The sequence below is a fragment of the Nitrobacter sp. NHB1 genome (genome assembly GCF_036964665.1).
Lineage (GTDB): Bacteria > Pseudomonadota > Alphaproteobacteria > Rhizobiales > Xanthobacteraceae > Nitrobacter.
The window spans coordinates 703,820-722,155 of the sequence record NZ_JBAMDA010000001.1; the positions used below are offsets into that span (position 1 = coordinate 703,820).

The 18,336-nt window shown below is 63.8% G+C and carries 17 protein-coding genes; 7 read left to right on the forward strand and 10 right to left on the reverse strand.

Annotated elements, in window-relative coordinates:
* Positions 1-26 precede the first annotated feature (26 nt).
* From epmA to V4R08_RS03380, 3 genes are all read left to right on the forward strand, one after another.
* On the forward strand, positions 27-1,064 hold the full coding sequence (gene epmA / locus V4R08_RS03370) for an EF-P lysine aminoacylase EpmA (protein WP_335578038.1): 1,038 nt from the start codon (positions 27-29) through the stop codon (positions 1,062-1,064).
* Positions 1,061-2,161: a lysine-2,3-aminomutase-like protein gene (locus V4R08_RS03375; protein ID WP_335578039.1), complete on the forward strand. Its 1,101-nt coding sequence runs from the start codon at positions 1,061-1,063 to the stop codon at positions 2,159-2,161. The genes epmA and V4R08_RS03375 overlap by 4 nt, the downstream gene beginning before the upstream one ends.
* 98 nt (positions 2,162-2,259) lie before the next feature.
* The gene (locus V4R08_RS03380) at positions 2,260-2,520 is read left to right on the forward strand and encodes a hypothetical protein (RefSeq protein ID WP_335578040.1); all 261 of its coding nucleotides are present in this window, start codon (positions 2,260-2,262) and stop codon (positions 2,518-2,520) included.
* Between the two features lie 134 nt (positions 2,521-2,654).
* Here V4R08_RS03380 and V4R08_RS03385 read toward each other — a convergent pair whose 3' ends face one another.
* From V4R08_RS03385 to V4R08_RS03395, 3 genes are all read right to left on the reverse strand, one after another.
* Complete coding sequence (locus tag V4R08_RS03385) at positions 2,655-3,233, reverse strand: HdeD family acid-resistance protein (RefSeq protein WP_335578041.1); 579 nt, start codon at positions 3,231-3,233, stop codon at positions 2,655-2,657.
* A 79-nt stretch (positions 3,234-3,312) separates the two neighbouring features.
* Positions 3,313-4,386, reverse strand: a complete 1,074-nt coding sequence (locus tag V4R08_RS03390) for a PrsW family glutamic-type intramembrane protease (protein ID WP_335578042.1) — start codon at positions 4,384-4,386, stop codon at positions 3,313-3,315.
* Between the two features lie 381 nt (positions 4,387-4,767).
* The gene (locus V4R08_RS03395) at positions 4,768-5,070 is read right to left on the reverse strand and encodes a hypothetical protein (protein WP_335578043.1); all 303 of its coding nucleotides are present in this window, start codon (positions 5,068-5,070) and stop codon (positions 4,768-4,770) included.
* A 715-nt stretch (positions 5,071-5,785) separates the two neighbouring features.
* On the opposite strand from V4R08_RS03395, the gene V4R08_RS03400 reads away from it, so the two are divergent.
* Together V4R08_RS03400 and V4R08_RS03405 are read left to right on the forward strand one after the other, a co-directional pair.
* Positions 5,786-6,172 (forward strand): hypothetical protein, encoded by a 387-nt coding sequence (locus tag V4R08_RS03400; RefSeq protein WP_335578044.1) that lies wholly within the window; start codon positions 5,786-5,788, stop codon positions 6,170-6,172.
* A gap of 62 nt (positions 6,173-6,234) precedes the next feature.
* Entirely contained in the window at positions 6,235-6,765 is a 531-nt protein-coding gene (locus V4R08_RS03405) for a GNAT family N-acetyltransferase (protein ID WP_442935619.1), read from the forward strand.
* A gap of 42 nt (positions 6,766-6,807) precedes the next feature.
* On the opposite strand, the gene purF is transcribed toward V4R08_RS03405, so the two are convergent.
* The 5 genes from purF to V4R08_RS03430 all read right to left on the reverse strand — a co-directional run bounded on the left by purF (position 6,808) and on the right by V4R08_RS03430 (position 13,446).
* A complete protein-coding gene (purF, locus tag V4R08_RS03410) occupies positions 6,808-8,316 on the reverse strand; it encodes an amidophosphoribosyltransferase (protein WP_335578046.1) in 1,509 nt (502 codons plus the stop codon).
* A gap of 82 nt (positions 8,317-8,398) precedes the next feature.
* Positions 8,399-9,034, reverse strand: a complete 636-nt coding sequence (locus V4R08_RS03415; RefSeq protein ID WP_335578047.1) for a CvpA family protein — start codon at positions 9,032-9,034, stop codon at positions 8,399-8,401.
* Between the two features lie 170 nt (positions 9,035-9,204).
* Positions 9,205-10,656: a DNA repair protein RadA gene (gene radA / locus V4R08_RS03420; RefSeq protein WP_335578048.1), complete on the reverse strand. Its 1,452-nt coding sequence runs from the start codon at positions 10,654-10,656 to the stop codon at positions 9,205-9,207.
* Between the two features lie 27 nt (positions 10,657-10,683).
* Positions 10,684-11,880, reverse strand: coding sequence for an alanine racemase (alr, locus tag V4R08_RS03425; RefSeq protein WP_335578049.1), 1,197 nt, complete (start codon positions 11,878-11,880; stop codon positions 10,684-10,686).
* A gap of 75 nt (positions 11,881-11,955) precedes the next feature.
* Entirely contained in the window at positions 11,956-13,446 is a 1,491-nt protein-coding gene (locus tag V4R08_RS03430; protein ID WP_335578050.1) for a replicative DNA helicase, read from the reverse strand.
* A gap of 364 nt (positions 13,447-13,810) precedes the next feature.
* Here V4R08_RS03430 and V4R08_RS03435 point away from each other — a divergent pair, with 364 nt between their 5' ends.
* On the forward strand, positions 13,811-14,053 hold the full coding sequence (locus tag V4R08_RS03435; protein WP_335578051.1) for a hypothetical protein: 243 nt from the start codon (positions 13,811-13,813) through the stop codon (positions 14,051-14,053).
* Positions 14,054-14,158: 105 nt separating this feature from the next.
* Here the strand turns inward: V4R08_RS03435 and V4R08_RS03440 are convergent, their stop codons facing one another.
* Positions 14,159-15,409: a cyclopropane fatty acid synthase gene (locus V4R08_RS03440; RefSeq protein ID WP_335578052.1), complete on the reverse strand. Its 1,251-nt coding sequence runs from the start codon at positions 15,407-15,409 to the stop codon at positions 14,159-14,161.
* A gap of 267 nt (positions 15,410-15,676) precedes the next feature.
* Here V4R08_RS03440 and V4R08_RS03445 point away from each other — a divergent pair, with 267 nt between their 5' ends.
* Entirely contained in the window at positions 15,677-17,086 is a 1,410-nt protein-coding gene (locus V4R08_RS03445; RefSeq protein ID WP_335578053.1) for a hypothetical protein, read from the forward strand.
* Between the two features lie 36 nt (positions 17,087-17,122).
* Here the strand turns inward: V4R08_RS03445 and dprA are convergent, their stop codons facing one another.
* Positions 17,123-18,241: a DNA-processing protein DprA gene (gene dprA / locus V4R08_RS03450; protein WP_335578054.1), complete on the reverse strand. Its 1,119-nt coding sequence runs from the start codon at positions 18,239-18,241 to the stop codon at positions 17,123-17,125.
* Positions 18,242-18,336 lie beyond the last annotated feature (95 nt).

The window sequence follows — 18,336 nt, forward strand, 5'->3', positions numbered from 1 at the left end:
CGATTCCGGTCGATTGCTGAGGATGGATGAATCGGATTTCACCCTGGTGGGACCAGGCAAGGCACGCGGACCGGAGGCCGTTCCTGAAAGCGCGCGGTGCGGTGACGAAGGCGCTGCGGGCCTGGTTCGACGGGGAAGGGTTCGTTGAGGTCGAAACCGGGGTTTTGCAGGTGTCGCCGGGCAACGAAACCCACCTTCATGCGCCTCGCACTACGCTGACAACGCCGGCCGGCGACCAGGTTACGCGCTACTTGCGCACCTCCCCGGAATTCGCGTGCAAGAAGCTGCTGGCGGCCGGCGAGCAGAAGGTCGTGGAGTTCGCGCGGGTGTTTCGGGACCGCGAGCGTGGCGTGCTGCACCTGCCGGAATTCACCATGCTGGAGTGGTATCGCGCAGACAGTTCCTACGACGTCATCATGGCCGACTGCATCGCCGTGATTGCCCGCGCGGCCCGGGCGACCGGCATCGGCACGTTCTCGTTTCGCGGCCGGCAAGCCGATCCGTTCGCGGAACCGGAGCTGTTGACGGTCGCCGCCGCGTTCGATCGCTTCGCCGGGATCGACCTCCTGAAAACCGTCGTCGGCGGCGAGGGCGATCGCGCGGCGCTGGCGGCGCAGGCACGGGTGCGGATTGCGGACGACGACACCTGGTCGGATATTTTCAGCAAGGTGCTGGTCGAGCATGTCGAACCCCATCTCGGGCAGGGGAGGTTGACGATACTGTCCGAATACCCCGCGCCGGAAGCAGCACTGGCGCGCATCGATCCGGCCGACAGCCGCGTTGCCGAGCGTTTCGAGATCTATGCCTGCGGCGTCGAGCTTGCGAACGGGTTTGGTGAATTGACCGACGCCGCCGAACAGCGCATCCGTTTCGCGCGGGCGATGGACGACAAGCAAAACCGCTACGGCGAGCGCTATCCGCTGGACGAGGATTTTCTTGCGGCGGTCGCGCAAATGCCGGAGGCGAGCGGGGTGGCGCTGGGCTTCGACCGGCTGGTGATGCTGGCAAGCGGCGCCTCAAAGATCGATCAGGTGGTGTGGACGCCGCCCGCGGAGGATGCATGAGCGTTAGAGCCAACAGCAGCGTCGTTTCGACATTGCGGCAGCCGGAGGATCTCGTTGCCCATGGTCTCGCGCCGGCCGCGGCTCTGCCCGATCTCGCCAGAGTCGGCGCGCGCTATGCGATTGCGGTCACGCCGCACGTCGCCAGCCTGATCGATCCCGGCGATCCCGACGATCCGATCGCGCGGCAGTATGTTCCGAGCGCCGATGAACTGGCGGCGCAACCCGGCGAGCGTGCCGACCCGATCGGCGATCATGCGCATTCGCCGGTGGACGGAATCGTCCACCGCTATCCCGACCGGGTTCTGCTCAAGCTCGTTCATGTTTGCGCGGTCTATTGCCGGTTCTGCTTCCGTCGCGAGATGGTGGGACCTGCCAAGGAAACCGCGCTGTCGAAATCCTCGGCCACGGTCGCGCTCGATTACATCCGCTCGCATCCGGAAGTCTGGGAAGTGATCCTGACCGGCGGCGATCCGCTGATGCTGTCGCCGCGGCGGCTGGCCGAGATCATGACCGAGCTTGCCGGGATCGGCCACGTCAAGATCGTCCGCATCCATAGCCGCGTGCCGGTGGCCGACCCCACGCGTGTCACCGATGAGATGGTGGCGGCCTTGAAAGCGGCGGGCGCCACCACCTGGCTGGCGCTGCACGCCAATCATCCGCGCGAGCTGACCGCCGCGGCCCGCTCGGCCTGCGCGCGGATCGTCGATGCCGGTATTCCCATGGTCAGCCAGTCGGTGCTGCTGCGCGGCGTCAACGATGACGCGGCGACGCTGGAGGCGTTGATGCGTGCCTTCGTCGAATGCCGCATCAAGCCGTACTATCTGCATCACGGCGACCTCGCGCCGGGCACGGCGCATCTGCGGACCACGCTGGAACAGGGCCAGGCCCTGATGCGCGCGCTGCGCGGTCGTGTGTCCGGACTGTGCCAGCCGGATTATGTTCTCGATATTCCCGGCGGATACGGCAAGTCGCCGGTGGGGCCGGATTATCTGTCGCGGTCAGATTTAACCTTCGGAGAAGGTGAACATCGGCCGGAATCGCGTTATCGTATCGTCGACTATTGCGGCGGCGTTCACCTCTATCCGCCGAAGCCTTAGCCGGATCGGTTCGACCGGGAGGCGGTCGGCGTAATCGCAGAACGTTGGAGTTCCGGAACGTTCTCGACAATACCAATTGCGGACGTTGGAGCAGCGAAATGAGCAAGACTGTTGCGATCGCGGTTTCTATGGCTTTGATCGGCGTGCCTGCGGCGCTGGCGCAGCACAAAACGACGGGCGGATCGTCCGATCCGGCCGCTACCCAATCATCACCTTACATCAACGCACCGGTCGGTCACCGTCAGCCGCGCCCGAGCGAAATTCCGGCGGAAAGCACCAAGGCCTGGAATCCGGATCAGATTGATCCGGCAGATGCCGCTCTCGACCGCAAGATCAAGAGCATCTGCCGGGGCTGCTGACGGTCCTGGAGCCTTTCCACTTCTGACAGAATCAGAAGCGGGGCTCCATGATTTTGATTTGACGCGTTTTCTTCACGCGAACCGGTATCCATCCTCTGGTCAAGCCCCGAGGACATGCTTTGCTCGAAAACGCCCTAATCCGCGTTGCGCGCCGCGAGCGCCATCACGATCAAGGCGGTGCCGCCAAACAGCAGGTTGATGCCGACCAGAAGGCCGATGGCCCAGACCGCCGATCCCGGTAGCCCCACGACGATGATGCCGGCGATGATGATGTCCATGAATCCCGCGGTCAGCATCCAGCCCCACCGCTGCGTGAGTTCGCGGCGGTGTTCCAGAGCGTACATGATGCTGACGACGCCCTCGGCGAGGAAGTAGGCGCTGACCACGATGGTCAGCGTCAGCGTGGCCTGGGCCGGCCGCATCAGCAGCACGATGCCGAGGATCAGCGCGAGCGCGGCCGAGAGCAGCGACCACCAGAATCCGGGCATCTGGCGCGCCCAGAAGGTGCCGATGAGCCCGGCGCCTCCGCCGACGAGAAACAACCAGCCGAGGAAGATCGTGACGGCAATGCTCGCCAGCGGCGGCACGATCATCGCGGCGAGACCGAGAATGACCAGCACGATACCCTCGAACAGGAAAGCCTTCCAATGCTTGCGGACTTCGGTACTCACTTTCAACCGAAGGCGATCGATGTCCTGAGAAGGGGTCGTCATTGGCTGGTCTCCCATAAGAGATGAACTGCGGGTCTCGCTCGCAGGAGCCTAACGCGCGACGGCGCCAAAAGTGGCAGGACTAATGTCGTTTTTCGGAACCCGCGGGGGGACCGTCCTGATCGAGGTCGGAGACGGGGCTCGTCCCGGTCATTTGCAGGCGGTTGCGCCCGAGCACGTAGACGGCAGACGTCATCACCAGGAGCCAGATCCCGATCACGATCGCGACAATTCCGACCGGGACGAGATAGGTGGCGATGTGGATGTGCTTGTCGGCATTGGTGATCCAGCGATGGATCGAGGACAGGATGAAGGCCGCACCGAGGAAACTCGCGCCGCCGCCGGCGAGCAGCAGCGCCCACATGCCGCGCAGGTTACGGAGGCGCTCGCGCGAGGTCTCGCTGCGAGGGGCGTGGTGCGCGCCGACACGGCGAACCAGATAGGCCGCGAACAGGATGGCGCCGAATCCGACCAGCATGGCGACCGCTTCCAGCACGAAGGCGTGGGACCGGCCCAGGTCGGGATTCTGTTGCAGCGCGAGCAGCGGCGCGTCGAAACTCGCATGGAGCGCGATGGGCACGGCGAAGACTGCCACGCTATTGCGGATGCGCGCCCAGTCGCGGGCGCGGCGGTGCGCACCGAGCGCGGTGCCCGAACGCGCCATCGCGATGTAGGCGCCGGCGATAATGCCCAGCGCGCCATGGAAAGGAACGGTGAGCACGCTGCGCAGAACCGCGAGCGAACGCCAGATGTCGGTATGCTGCATCAGATAAGCGAGGTTTTCATAGGCCGCGAAGCCGAGCCCGGCGGCGGCGCCGTACACCACGGCATCCATGGGGTCGGAGGACTTGCGGCGCATTGCGGTGACCGCGGCGATGGCGGCGATCTTCACCAGTTCCTCGGGCGCGGCGATGCCGAAAACCGACTTCAGCATCAACGCAAGCCAAGGCGGTTCCGGCACCTTCAGCATCGGCGCGAATGGCACGCGGGCAAATCCGAGCAGCGATATGCTGACGGCGCCGAGCACGAATGCCGCCCAGACCATCGCGGGTGGTCCTGGCCGCTCGTCCGCCGCGATCACCAACCAAAGCAGCAGCAGCGCGGGCGCGATGGCCGCGGCGCCGATGACGGTCGGGAAAGTTTCGAGCAGATGCATATTGACCGAAAATGGACAGGTTTCAATGACTTATACGTAATTCCGTAACAAATGTCGCCGCTGCGGATACGCCGATTCGCGAGGCTTGCCGCGGCCAGAGCGGAGCAGGTCCTTCGCGGCGCTGTTGCACACGCCAAACGAATTCCACCCCGCCGCGAGAGCATGACCCCTTAAGATCATGCTCAATCAAACGGATAAGACCAGAGCCTAGTTCAATGCAGTTGAATCGGACTTTAGAGCGCTTACCGTTCTGATGGAATCAGAACGGGCGCTCTAAGCTATTGAATGGTCGCATTTCCTTACGGTGAACCGGTGTCCACTTCACCGGGAAATGCTCTAGCGAGCCGCCTCGGAAATCAGCAGCTCGTGCCGCCGGCCCGTTCAGTCTCCCGCCGGCTCCGCGTTGCAGGGTGCGCTATTCCAGTTGCCCCAGTGAACGCTGGCGAGGCTGCGGAAGTCGGTCGTCAGCGGACGCCGGGTGCGCTTCTCGTAGGCACCGATGACTCGCTCGGAGACGGTGATCTTGCGCCGCAGGTCGGCCACCATCCGTTGCTTCTTGGCGCGCGCTTGCGGCTCCGCCGTCTCGCCGAAACGGAAACGGCGAACCTCCATGTCGCGCAGGACGTCGCGATGTTTTTTCAACCGGGCACGGTGCCAGGCGATGGTGCTGTCGCTGTCCGCCATCGAAAAACCTCCTCACCCTGCGGCGGCTGCTTTTGAGCCGCGATAAAGAACGAGAGAGCCGGAACGCCGCTCATCCACTGACACCGGCGCAGCAGCGGAGGAACGCAGCTTCAGGCCGAGAAAGAGAGCGTCATTGGATTCTGGTTAATTGAAGGTTAACGATCATTCGCGAAGCCGCGTGGCGCAGCGGTCTCGTCTCCGATAACTGAGTCCAGCGCGACGCCATTTCCCTCTCAGGCTGCTCGGGGTTGGCTCGGGATGTCCTCAATCGCGCAAAATCGCACTATGCTATCTTCAGATATTACGATATATACCAATAAATATTACGGTTGAAATTCGGTCTCACAGGCCGTCCGTAACCGGCGAAAGCCGGTAAGAGCCGGGCTTCGGTCCGGACTTGTTCCCCAGGACTGGCCGCGCTGTTCACTCCGGTGGAGAGCGCGGCATTTTGCGAGAGGGGCTCAATTTTCTTTCAGGCGATGGCGACCCTCTTGCTGCTTCCGGTCGGCGCCGGCTATCTGCTGCTTAAATCGTGGAAGCGATGCACTGCCGTTCGCCCGTCTATGGTGGCGTATCGGCGAGCCCCAGAAACGACCACGCGCCGGTGCAAATCCGGCCTTGATGCTGAAGATGGGATCATCCGGGCCTGCCGCGCCGCCGATCACCGGCTGCGCCCCCTTGTGTGGCGAGTCTCTCGGCGATACGATTCCGGCCAATGGAGCAGTTGGAGGCGCAGGCAATGCTGGCGGATATCAAGGAGCAGGTTCTTTCCGTAATGAGCCTCAGGCTAGCGGCGGTGATGGTGCCGGCGGTGGTCCTGTCGATACTGGCAGGAATGGCGATGTACGCGCTGGGATACCCGACGATGGTGTACGTGGAAGTGATCCTAGTCCTGAAGACGCTTATGCACGTGGTGCTGGTCGTCTGGTCGGCGCTGAAGGCGATCCTCTACGGGATCGTGGTCTTCGGACTTCTTCTCGTCCTTTTTCTGCCGGTCTTGATAATTCTGCGGCAAATCCGAAAGAAGCGGAGCGAGCCCTCAGCCGTTTCAAGTCCGACGCCTCAGCCCGAGTCCAATATGGCGGACGCGGTGCGGCAATAGGCGCGGGCTACATCTTCGCACCGCCCGCCGACACTAGGAAAGGAATGGAGTCTCAGGGCCTTATGGCCGGGCTTTCTCGCGAAGCCAAAGGACGATGGCGGGCGATGTCGGCTGCCGACCTGCCGCCGGTCCTGGCAATCGCGGGGAAAGTCCATCCAGCGTTTCCCGAGGATGCGGAGGTGTTCGCCGAGCGGCTCCGGCTTTACGCGGCCGGCTGCCTCGTTTTCCACGCGGGCGAGACTATCGGCGGTTATGTCATCAGCCATCCGTGGCGGGCCATGGATCCTCCGGCATTGAATTCACGGCTCGGCATGTTGCCCGGCGACCCTGAAACTTACTACATCCACGACATCGCATTGCTGCCCGAATTGCGCGGCGTTGGCGCGGCGACGGCGGCGGTCGCGCTGCTGCTGGCGCGAGCGGGCAAGGAAAAGCTCGCGACCGTTTCGCTGGTGGCAGTCAATGACTCCGCGGATTTCTGGATACGATACGGTTTCCGCAAGATCGCGTTCGACGGGATCGTCGACGCCGCGCTCGCGCGGAAGCTGCGCGGCTATAGCAACGCGGCAACCTTCATGGTCCGCCAGATCTGAACGGCTTGTCCCGGCCTTCGACCGCTTTGCGGCGCGGTCCAGTCAGCTCGCTTCCGCGAGCAGCGACAACTGATGCGGCTGCGGTTCGACGTCGGTATGGTCGGTAAGGGTGGTCGGATAAGCGCCGGTGAAGCAGTGGTCGGAATATCTCGGGTTCGCGGCGTCGCGTCCGGGCTCGCCCATGGCGCGATACATGCCGTCGATGGAGAGAAAGGCCAGCGAATCCGCGCCGATGATGTCGCGCATCTGCTCCAGGCTATGGGTCGCGGCCAATAGCCCGCTGCGGTCCGGCAGGTCGATGCCGTAGTAATCGGGATGGATGATCGGCGGCGATGCGAGGCGGAAGTGCACCTCCGTGGCGCCGGCGTCGCGCATCATGCGCACGATCTTCTTCGAGGTGGTGCCGCGCACCAGCGAGTCGTCGATCAGGACGATGCGTTTGCCCGCAATCGCGGCGCGGTTGGCCGAATGCTTCATGCGCACGCCGAGTTCGCGGACGCTTTGGGCCGGCTGGATGAACGTGCGGCCGACATAGTGGTTTCTGATGATCCCGAGTTCGTACGGCACGCCGGAGAACTGGCTGTAGCCGAGAGCGGCGGGCACGCCGGAATCGGGCACCGGCACCACGACATCGACCTCGGCGTGACTCTCGCGGGCCAGTTGCGCGCCGAACGCCTTGCGGACTTCGTAGACCGAGCGGCCGCCGACGATCGAATCCGGCCGGGAGAAATAGATGTATTCGAAGATGCAGGGCCGCGGCGGCATCGGCGGGAAGGGCTTGTGGATTTCGGTCTGGATGGCCTCGTCCTTGCGATTGAACACGATGACTTCGCCGGGTTCGATATCGCGGACATACTTCGCGCCGATGATGTCGAGCGCGCAGGTTTCCGACGCGAGAATCGGGCAGCCGTCGAGTTCGCCGAGAACGAGAGGGCGGATGCCGCGCGGATCGCGCGCGCCGACCAGCTTCTTGTTGGTCAGCGACACCAGCGCGTAGGCGCCCTCGAGGGCCCGGAGCGCTTCGATATAGCGCTCGATGAAACGGCCGCGCCTGGACTGCGCGACCAGATGCAGGATCGCTTCGGTGTCGGTGGTCGATTGCATCAAGGCGCCGTTGCGCACCAGTTCGCGGCGCAGCGTCAGCCCGTTGGTGAGGTTACCGTTGTGGGCGACGGCGAAGCCGCCGGCGTTGAGTTCGGCGAACAGCGGCTGCACGTTGCGAAGGATGGTGCCTCCGGTGGTGGAGTAGCGGGTGTGGCCGATGGCTGCGCTGCCGGGGAGACGTTCGATCACCTCGCGGCGGGAGAAGGTGTCGCCGACGAGGCCGAGGCGGCGTTCGGAGTGGAAGCGGTGGCCGTCGAAGGTCACGATGCCGGCGGCTTCCTGGCCGCGATGCTGGAGAGCGTGAAGGCCGAGCGCGGTGATGGCGGCGGCGTCGGGATGACCGAAGATGCCGAATACGCCACATTCCTCGCGGAGCGTGTCGCCGTCCAGACCGAAATCCGGGTCCGACTCGGGCGCGTTACCGGAAGGGCTCTGCTGACAGTCCATAGCGCCTCGCTTTTCGGCCAAACCCAGGCAAGTCGCGAACGTCAAATCAACCCCCACTCGTGCTTAGACCCGGAAGTTCGCCTCATTGCGCTGCGCCTTCCGGTTTGCCGTCGATCAGCTTTTTCAGGCTGTCTCGGGCAGGTTTGGAATAGCCGTCGGAACTAGGGGACGCAGGTTCCGTGTCCGATTGCTCCTCGCCGGGCTTATTCTTCTTGAATTTGTTTAAGATGGTGTTCTCGGGATCGTCCGGCAAGAGCGACTGCAGCCAGGCGCCGGTGGAATTGAGCACCGTGAGCGACTTCGCACCCGTGACCCAGTCCGGCCGCTGCTTGTCCGGAACCAGCCAGGTGAAGAACAGGAAGGCGACGACGACGATCAACAGGCCTCGTGCCAGCCCGAACAGGAAACCCAGGGTGCGGTCGAGCGCGCCGATCCGGGAATCGAGCACCATGTCGGAAATGCGCGTCGTGAGGATCGAAATCACGATCAGGGTACCGATGAAAACACCGCCGATCACGGCCGCGGCAGCGATGATGTCGTTGTTGATATAGGTCTTGGCGAACGGCAGAAGCTTCTGGAACGAGTAAAGCGTGGCCAGCGCGGCTATGCCCCAGGAGGCGATCGACAGGATTTCGCGCATGAAGCCGCGGATCATCGCCAGCAGGCCCGAAATCAGCATCACGGCGAGCAGAACGAGGTCGAGGATGGTTATCGGCATCGGCTGGTCAGGTCCGCTCTTAAATCCTGGAAACCGCGAATCGGCTTCTCGCCGCCGGTCCGACTGACGGTCATTATGACGCGTCCCGCAAGGACCTTTCGCGCAACATATCGTCGGCTTTGCGGCCGCGCCGAATGTATAGCGGCGGCGGGTCGCTAGGTCACGCCGCTTTAGCCGTCCTGACGACGGAATCGGGCCGGTGTGGCATTTTTCTCAGGATCGGCGGCCTTGCCGGATCGGCCTTGTCCGCGCGCGGCGATGTCCGCCACCAGCGTGGTCAATCCGGCGACGGTATCGAGCGACAGGCCGGCATCGCCGCCGATGTCGCCACGGGCCGATTCCGGCAGCACGGCGCGGCCGAATCCGAGCTTGGCGGCTTCTTTCAGCCGCGCCGAGGTCTGCGCCACCGGCCTGACCGCGCCGGACAGCGAAATCTCGCCGAAATAAACCGCGTCGGTAGGCAGTTGGGCATTTGTCAGCGAGGACACCAGCGCCGCCGCGGCGGCAAGATCGGCGGCCGGCTCGTTGATGCGCAGGCCGCCCGCGACATTGAAATAAACGTCGTGTCCCGACAGCTTGACCCCGCAATGGGCTTCGAGAACCGCCAGCACCATGGACAGCCGGTTTGAATCCCAGCCGACAACGGCCCGCCGCGGCGTGCCGAGCGCGGTCGGGGCCACCAGCGCCTGCAACTCCACCAGCACCGGCCGGGTGCCCTCGATGCCCGCGAACACCGCGGTGCCCGGACTGCCGAGATCGCGTTCGGACAGGAACAATTCGGATGGATTGGACACCTCGCGCAGTCCGAGCCCGGTCATCTCGAAGACGCCGATCTCGTCGGTGGGACCGAAGCGGTTCTTCACCGCGCGCAGGATGCGGAACTGCTGCGAGCCTTCGCCCTCGAACGACAGCACGGCGTCGACCATGTGCTCGACCACGCGGGGACCGGCGATCTGGCCGTCCTTAGTGACGTGACCGACCAGGATCAGCGCTGCGCCGGACTTCTTGGCGAAGCGAATCAGCGCCTGCGCCGAGGCGCGCACCTGCGTCACAGTTCCCGGCGCGGATTCCACTGTGTCGGTCCACATGGTCTGGATCGAGTCGATCACCACCAGCCGCGGCACCGTGCCCTCGGACAAGGTGGCGACGATATCCTCAACCGAGGTTTGGGCCGCCAGTTGCACCGGCGCATCGGCAAGCCCGAGGCGTTCGGCGCGCAACCGCACCTGCGCCACCGCTTCCTCACCGGAAATATAGACCGCGCGATGGCCGGCGCGGGCGAGCAGGCTGGTCGCTTGCGTGAGCAGCGTCGATTTGCCGATACCGGGGTCGCCGCCGACCAGCAGCACCGAGCCGCGGACAAAGCCGCCGCCGGTGACGCGATCGAGCTCAGTCATGCCGGAGGAGAGGCGCGGCGCATCCTGCGTCGTGCCCGTCAGCGTCTCCAGTGCAAACGGTCGGCCCTTGCGCCTGGAGCGGATGCTGACCGGCATCGTCGTCGCGCCCGTGGTGTCCTCCTCGGCCAGCGTATTCCATTCGCCGCAGGACTCGCACTTGCCCTGCCAGCGGTTATACGCCGCGCCGCAGTTCTGGCAGACGAAGGAGAGGGCGGATTTGGGCATTTTCAGTGATCGCATTCCGCGCCAGGTTCACGACTCACCTGTGCCGCCCTTATAGACGCGCCTGTAGCGGTCGCCGAGGCCGGTCAGCACTTCGTATCCGATGGTGCCGAAATGGTGCGCGAGTTCGTCCACGGTGATGCCGTCGCCGATCAGCGTTGCCAGATGGCCGCGCCGTACCGCCGCCTTGGGCGGCAGATCGGTGATGTCGATCGCCAACAGGTCCATGGAAATGCGGCCCGCCACCGGGCATCGTGTTCCGGCGACAACGACATCGGCGCCGCGGGTACCGTCATTGCTGCCGCCGGCGCGGAAATAGCCGTCGGCGTATCCCGCAGCGACGATGGCAAGCCGGGTCGTTCGCCGCGCCGTCCAGGTCGCGCCGTAGCCGACGCTTTCGCCCTTGTCGATCATCCGGGTCTGCATGATCCGCGCTTTCAACTCGACAACCGGCTGCATCGGATTGTCGGCTTCCGGCGTCGGGTTGACGCCATAGAGCGCGGCGCCCGGACGCACCAGGTCGAACTGATATTGCGGCCCGAGGAAAATGCCGGACGAGTTCGCCAGCGAGGCCGGAACGCCGGAAAACAGCCTGGCGATCTCCCGGAAAGCCGCGACCTGTCTGGCATTGAGCGGATGATTGAGGCTTTCGGCGCAGGCGAGGTGACTCATCACCAGCGTGATGCCGTGATCGCCGGCGTCGATCCTTGGAAGGATGGCTTGCGCCTCGTCGAGGGTGAGGCCGAGGCGGTTCATGCCGGTGTCGATGTGGATGGCTGCGCCGCCCGCCCAGCCGGTGCGGCGGCAGAACGCGTCCCATTCCGCGAGTTCGTTGAGATTGCCGATCACGGGCCGGCAATTGATCGCGGCGAAAGCGTCAGCGCAATTCTGAAAGATGCCGTCCAGCACATAGATATCGGCGGAGGGGGCGGCGGCGCGGGCGACGCGCGCCTCGTCGAGCGTGGCAACGAAAAACGTCCTGCATCCGGCTGCGCTCAGCGCGCGCACCACACGTCGGGCCCCGCAGCCGTAAGCATTGGCCTTGACCACGCCGGCGCATTCGGCGGGCACGGCGGTCTTTTCGAGCTTGCGCCAGTTGGCAACGATGGCATTGAGATCGACGGTGAGGGTGCCGATTGCCGCAGCCGCCGTAAAATCCGTATCAGCGTCGGTCTGTGGCAACGGGATGCCGCTGGACTTCATCTTGGAATCGGGGAGCAGATTCATGCCGCATGGTACGCTCGGCCGCACGGCGGTTCAACCGCGCGAGCGGTGCGCGTAGACGGGCTGCAAATTCGGTTGCTAGATTCGGTCGGGCAGGTGACCGTCATGCGCGAGGTCGCTGAAGCGGGTGAACTGCCCCTCGAACTGCAGTTCGACGGTGCCGGTCGGCCCATGGCGCTGCTTGCCGATGATGACTTCGGCTTTGCCGTGCACCAGCGACATCTCAAGCTGCCACTTCTCGTATTCCGGCGTACCCGGCCGCGGCTCCTTGTTCTGGAGGTAATATTCCTCGCGGAATACGAACATCACGACATCGGCGTCCTGTTCGATCGAACCGGATTCACGAAGGTCTGAAAGTTGCGGGCGTTTGTCATCGCGGTTTTCGACCTGACGGGACAACTGCGACAGCGCGATGATCGGAACATTCAACTCTTTCGCCAGCGCCTTCAGGCTGGTGGTGATTTCGGTGACTTCCTGCACCCGGTTGTCACTGCGCTTGCCGCTGCCCAGCAGAAGCTGGATGTAGTCGATGACCAGCACGTCGAGCCCTCTCTGACGCTTCAGGCGGCGGGCGCGCGCCGTCAGTTGTGAAATCGAGAGGCCGCCGGTTTCGTCGACGAAGAGCGGCAGGTGCTCCAGTTCGATGGTGTGATCGCGGATCTTCTCGAAATCGTTTTCGGTGATGCCGCCGCGCCGAATATTGCTGGAGGGGATGCAGGTCTGCTCGGCGAGAATACGCGTCGCCAGTTGCTCCGCCGACATTTCGCAGGAGAAGAAGCCCACGATCCCGCCATTGACGGTCTTCATCGTGCCGTCGGGCTGAAGCTCCGACTGATGAGCCCTGGCGATGTTGTAGGCGATGTTGGTCGCGAGCGCGGTTTTGCCCATGCCCGGCCTGCCGGCGACGATAATCAGGTCGGACTGCTGCAATCCGCCCATTTTCGAGTCGAGATCGCGCAGTCCCGTGGCGATGCCGGACAGTTTTCCATCGCGGCGGTAGGCGTTGGCCGCCATGTCGAGCGCGATCTTCATCGCCTGCGAGAATTTCTGGAAGCCGCCCTCATAGCGGCCGGATTCGGCCAGTTCGTAGAGTCGGCGCTCGGCATCCTCGATCTGCGCCCGCGGCGCGAAATCGACCGGCGCGTCGTAGGCGACGTTGACCATGTCCTCGCCGATGTGAATCAGGTCCCGGCGCAGCGCCTGCTCATAGATGGTGCGCCCGTAGTGGAGTGCGTTGATGATCGTGGTGGCTTCCGCCGCCAGACGGGCGAGGTACTGGCTTACGGTCATTCCGCCGATGTCGGTCTCGGCGGGAACGAAGGTCTTGACCGTGACGGGTGTCGCGATCTTGCCTGCGCGGATCAGGCTACCCGCGGTCTCAAAGATGGTCCGGTGGATCGGCTCGAAGAAGTGCTTCGGTTCGAGGAAATCCGAAACCCTGTAAAACGCGTCGTTGTTGACCAGAATGGCGCCGAGAACACCACGCTCCGCTTCGATGTTGTGTGGCGCGGTGCGGTAGGCTGGCGTTGCCGTATCAGGCGCAAGCTTCAGGATGTTCGAATCAGCCATGGTTCTCGGAGTTTGACGGATTTTTCGGGTATGGGGCACGCATAAAGCGCCGCTCCGGCGGACGGCGAAAGCAATGCCACACCCCTTATGCCCGATTCCCACATGACCTTGAATGAAACTTGAGTCGAAAGGGTATCGAACTTGACTGTAACCGGACTGTAACCGGCGCTCCAACGGCCAGCGGCCAAAGCAAAAAATGCCTTGCCGATCATGAACCTCGGCGCTGTTGGGCCGACCGAGGATGAGGTCGCGCGCCGAGGCCATAAAGAATCATCGCCTTGGCGTGCGGTTTTTCATGCGATCCGGAACAAAACTGCGGATGCCCGATTGATCATGTGAGAATCCAGCACGGAAAGCTCTCAGAATGGCACAGTCCCGCCAGTGGTGTTACGAAAACGACGAAACCGCCTGGCTGTCGATGCTGGTGGAGGCACTCGAAAAACTGTCCGATCCGGAGGCGCGCGCCGCGCCATGCGATCCGGCGGACCTGACAGCCGCCAAGACTCATCTCGCGCACCCGCGCTGTCCCCTCGGCCTCTATGGATCGCATCTTAGTGCCATTCCGGCTTCGATGGAATCAAAGCCGGGCTCCAGCTTTTTGTTTTGACGCGTTTTCTTGACGCGAAGCGGCAACCATCCTCGGGTCAATCCCGAGGATATGGTCGCTCGAAAGCGTCTGCGAAGCTGAGTTCTTCTCCCGACCCGAATCTGCTCACTCGCCGGCGATCTGAAGTCGCGGCCGCTGTTTTCGCTCGATGCCGCGCAGCCTGGCTTCGCCGCGCGGGATATAGTCGCGCGTCATCGGCACGATGCCCTGGCGCTTGGTGAGTTGGATCTGGATATTCATCAGGTTCTGCTTGCGGAACGACATTTCCGACGACGCCAGATAAAACTGCCACATCCGTGCGAATCGCTCGTCGTAAAGCTGCACGGCCTCCTCGCGTCGCGCCATGAAGCGCTCGCGCCACGCCTTCAGCGTTTCCGCGTAGTGCAAACGCAGGATTTCGATGTCGCAGACCAGAAGTCCGGCGCGCTCGATCGCCGGCAAGACTTCCGACAGCGCCGGAATGTACCCGCCCGGGAAGATGTACTTCGCGATCCAGGGATTGGTGATGCCCGGACCCTCGGAGCGGCCGATCGAATGCAGCAGCATCACGCCGTCGGCGTCGAGCAGTTCGGCGCAGTGCTTGAAAAAGGTATCGTAGTGATCGACGCCGACATGCTCGAACATGCCGACCGACACGATGCGATCGAACGGTCCGGGAATGTCGCGATAATCCTGGAGCAGGAATTTGGACGACTGCGTCAGGTTTTTTTCGGCGGCGCGGGTGTTCGACACCTGAAGCTGTTCGGTCGATAGCGTGACGCCGGTAACGTTGGCGCCGGTCATTTCCGCAAGATACAGGCCGAGGCCGCCCCAGCCCGAGCCGATATCGAGGACGCTGTGGCCGCTCTCGACCAGAAGCTTGGCGGTGACATGCCGCTTCTTTGCAAGCTGGGCATCGTCCAGCGTCGTGTCCGGTGTTTCGAAATACGCGCAACTGTATTGTTTATCGGCATCGAGAAACAGCGAGTAGAGGCGACCGTCGAGGTCGTAATGGCGCGCGACGTTGTTTCTGGAGCGCCCGCGAGGATTGAATTGCTGGATGTTGCGAACGAGATAGCGGAGCCACCATTGCAGCTTCGCCCAGCGCGGCATGATGTCGGGTTGGTCGAGAATGATCGCCAGGACGTCGGCGATCGATCCCCGTTCGACCAGCATCGTGCCGTCGGTGTAGGCTTCGCCGAAGGACATTTCAGGATCCAGCAGAAGCTGGCGTTCGGCTTCTTTCGTGGTCAGCCGCACCCGCACCGCCTTTCCTGTGCCATCGCCGCAGGTGAAGGTCGATCCGCTCGCAGTTACAAATGTGATCGAGCCGCGCCGAATAAACCGGTCCAAAAAAAACCGCAACAAACGGTCCATCGAAACCACCATATACAATCGCGTTCGGTCAGATATCCGCTATCGCCCGCCGTGCTCAGGTAAGTCTGGAACTGTCCGATGCGAGATGAGTAATATTGGACAAAACGCAGTTCCAGTGCATTGGTTGCATCGCGGATAGCCAAATTGTTCCGATCACGCGCTTGCGTCATCTGTGCGCTTCCATTCGCGGCATAATGGGCTAAAAGGTGGGGCACTGCGGCTGTGGGGCAATTTCCGCACTACCAATTTCCGCGCCTGGAGGATGGAATGTTGAGCCGAGCGCTCAGTCTAGCGACGGTGATGCTTGCGATCGTCGGTTGCGCGGCAGGTAGCGCGCGGGCGCAAAATCTCGACGCAGGAAAGTCGGCTGCGCAGATTTTTTCGGGGAACTGCACCGCCTGCCATAAAGGCGTCCGCGGTTTGCTCAGGACGGTGGCGCCGAGATCGCTGCCGGGCTTTCTGCGCCAGCATTATACCACCGGCCCCGACATGGCGAGGATGCTCAGCGCCTATCTGATTTCCAACGGTGCGACCGATGAGAGCCACCGGGCGGAGAAACCCAGGCGGCACCCGGGCGATCACAGATCGGAGCCGAGGCAGGCTGAGGGCAGGAAGCCGCCGTCCCGGGAAGCGGCGCAGCCAGATGCGTCCGCGCAGAGGGAGCCAGATGCGTCCGCGCAGAGTGAGCCGCATGGCCGCAAGGACCGGCATCGCAGGCGCGCGCGACCGGGCACCGAGAATCCGGAGGCCGCGCGGCCGGCTTCGGAGGAGGCCGCCAGCGAGCACGATCGGCGGAAGCACGGAGACAAGAAAAAGCTGAGCAGGAGCGGCAAGCACGGTCCGGAAGACAAGCACGGTCCGGAAGGATCGCCGAAAGCCGACGCCGCCAAGCAGGAACCGTCCAAGGACAACGCCGTAACGAAGCCGGAAACAGCGAAGAGCGAACCATCCGGCGCGGCTTCCGCCAAGGGAGAAACAGCCAAGGGAGAGACGGCCAAGGGAGAGCCGACCAAGGTAGAGACGCCCAAGGCGGAAGCCCCTAAGGCGGAAACTTCCAAGGCGGAATCCTCCAAGGCCGAAGCTCCCAAGACGGAAACCCCGAAGGAACAAGCAGCCGAGAAACAAGCTGGCAAGGAGCAGGCTGGCAAGGAGCAAGGCATCAAGGCCGACGCGGCGAAGCCGGGCGCACCGAATCCTGATCCGACAAAATCCGAGAGTGGCAAGGCCGAGACCGGCAAAGCCGAAACGAACAAGCCTGACGCAGACAAATCTGAAGCCAAGTCTCAAGAAGACAAGTCCGAGACGGATAAATCTGAAACAGACACGTCCGAAAGCAGCAAACCGGACAGCGGCCCGGCAGAGGCTGTGGCCCCCGGCGAACCGAAGGCGGTGCCGTTGCGCGCCGACCCCGTTCCTGCGGTGACGCCGGCTCCGAAGGTCGGCGAGGCTGACGCAAAGCCGCCGTCCGAAGCCGCGAGCCCCACGCCGGCACCAACTTCCGCTGACGACTCGGTGGCGTCGCCGTCGACCTCCGCAGAGCCGGCAAAACCGGCCACGTCTCCGGCGGAGTCGGCCTCGCCGCCGGCCAAGCCTGTCTCGCCGCCGGAGGGGGGCGCTGCCTCATCCGCCCCGCCACCCGCTCCTGACGGATCGCCGGTTGCACCGGTTTCGCAATAGAACACTTTCCGGCTAGTGGAATCCGGTTAGCCGCCGTCAGATCATCGATACCAGCCCGCCGCCGTGGCGTTCCAGCCGCCCGGCTAGTTCCAGCTCAAGCAGAACCGTGCGCACGATTGCCGGTGAAGCGTCCGCCAACCGGATCAGATCGTCGAGCCCGGTCGGCACCGGGCCAAGCAGACCGACGATGCGCGAACGGTCGCTCGCGTCCGGCTCTTCCGTCCCCGGGCCGCCGTGATCCGGTTCTCCGGCGGGCAGTTCGATCGGCCGTCCCATGATCGGACGCACGGCATCGATGACATCGGACGCCCCGGTGATCAGCGCCGCGCCCTGCTTGATGAGATCGTTGGTGCCTGCGGCGCGAGGGTCGAGCGGCGAGCCCGGCACGGCGAAGACCTCGCGGCCTTGCTCGGCGGCGATGCGAGCCGTGATCAGCGAGCCCGAGCGATACGCCGCCTCGACCACGACGACGCCGAGCGCGACGCCCGAGATCAGGCGGTTGCGCCGTGGGAAATCGCGGGCGCGCGGCACATGCCCCATCGGCATTTCGGAAATCGCGCCGCCGTCTTTCAATATGGCCGCGAGCAGATCCTCGTGCTCGGGCGGATAGATGCGGTCGTGGCCGCCGGCCAGCACCGCGACAGTGCCGCTCGCCATGCTTGCGCGATGCGCCGCCTGATCGATGCCGCGTGCCAGCCCCGACGCGATGACGAAACCGGCGTCGCCGAGATCGTGCGCCAGCGTCTGCGCGAACTTGTGACCGGCAGCGGACGCATTGCGTGAGCCGACGATCGCAATCATCGGACGTTCCATGACATCGAGGTTGCCGCGCACGCCGAGCATCGGCGGTGCGTCGTCGATGGTTGCGAGGTGTGGCGGATAACCGGTTTCGCCCGACGCCAGCAAACTGACGCCGATCCGCCGGGCGGCGGCCAACTCGTCCCTGGCCTCCGCTTCGCCGCAAAGCCGGCCCGGGCGCGAAGCGCCGCCGCGTCGTGCCAGATCGGGCAGGCGGGCCAGCGCTTCACCGGCGCTGCCGAAATGATTCACAAGCGAACGAAAGGTCCGCGGCCCGACGTTTTCGGACCGGATCAGCCGCAACCAGTCGATCCGCTGGCTGTCGGTTAGCCGTCTATCGGGATTTCGGATATCCACGCCTGCCCCCAATGCAAGGGGAAGCTTTGCCCAAGTCGGCGCAGGGGACAACCTCTGATGCAGGATCGTCACCATATTCACGCAAGACGCGCGTA

Coding starts and splice junctions, on each gene's coding strand:
- epmA (WP_335578038.1), top strand. CDS start 27: ATGAATCGGATTTCACCCTGGTGGGACCAGGCAAGGCACGCGGACCGG.
- V4R08_RS03440 (WP_335578052.1), bottom strand. CDS start 15,409: ATGGACCGTTTGTTGCGGTTTTTTTTGGACCGGTTTATTCGGCGCGGC.
- purF (WP_335578046.1), bottom strand. CDS start 8,316: ATGGACTGTCAGCAGAGCCCTTCCGGTAACGCGCCCGAGTCGGACCCG.
- V4R08_RS03390 (WP_335578042.1), bottom strand. CDS start 4,386: ATGCATCTGCTCGAAACTTTCCCGACCGTCATCGGCGCCGCGGCCATC.
- V4R08_RS03435 (WP_335578051.1), top strand. CDS start 13,811: ATGGCACAGTCCCGCCAGTGGTGTTACGAAAACGACGAAACCGCCTGG.
- V4R08_RS03445 (WP_335578053.1), top strand. CDS start 15,677: ATGTTGAGCCGAGCGCTCAGTCTAGCGACGGTGATGCTTGCGATCGTC.
- V4R08_RS03405 (WP_442935619.1), top strand. CDS start 6,235: ATGGCCGGGCTTTCTCGCGAAGCCAAAGGACGATGGCGGGCGATGTCG.
- V4R08_RS03380 (WP_335578040.1), top strand. CDS start 2,260: ATGAGCAAGACTGTTGCGATCGCGGTTTCTATGGCTTTGATCGGCGTG.
- V4R08_RS03385 (WP_335578041.1), bottom strand. CDS start 3,233: ATGACGACCCCTTCTCAGGACATCGATCGCCTTCGGTTGAAAGTGAGT.
- V4R08_RS03400 (WP_335578044.1), top strand. CDS start 5,786: ATGGAGCAGTTGGAGGCGCAGGCAATGCTGGCGGATATCAAGGAGCAG.
- radA (WP_335578048.1), bottom strand. CDS start 10,656: ATGCCCAAATCCGCCCTCTCCTTCGTCTGCCAGAACTGCGGCGCGGCG.
- alr (WP_335578049.1), bottom strand. CDS start 11,880: ATGAATCTGCTCCCCGATTCCAAGATGAAGTCCAGCGGCATCCCGTTG.
- V4R08_RS03430 (WP_335578050.1), bottom strand. CDS start 13,446: ATGGCTGATTCGAACATCCTGAAGCTTGCGCCTGATACGGCAACGCCA.
- V4R08_RS03375 (WP_335578039.1), top strand. CDS start 1,061: ATGAGCGTTAGAGCCAACAGCAGCGTCGTTTCGACATTGCGGCAGCCG.
- V4R08_RS03415 (WP_335578047.1), bottom strand. CDS start 9,034: ATGCCGATAACCATCCTCGACCTCGTTCTGCTCGCCGTGATGCTGATT.
- V4R08_RS03395 (WP_335578043.1), bottom strand. CDS start 5,070: ATGGCGGACAGCGACAGCACCATCGCCTGGCACCGTGCCCGGTTGAAA.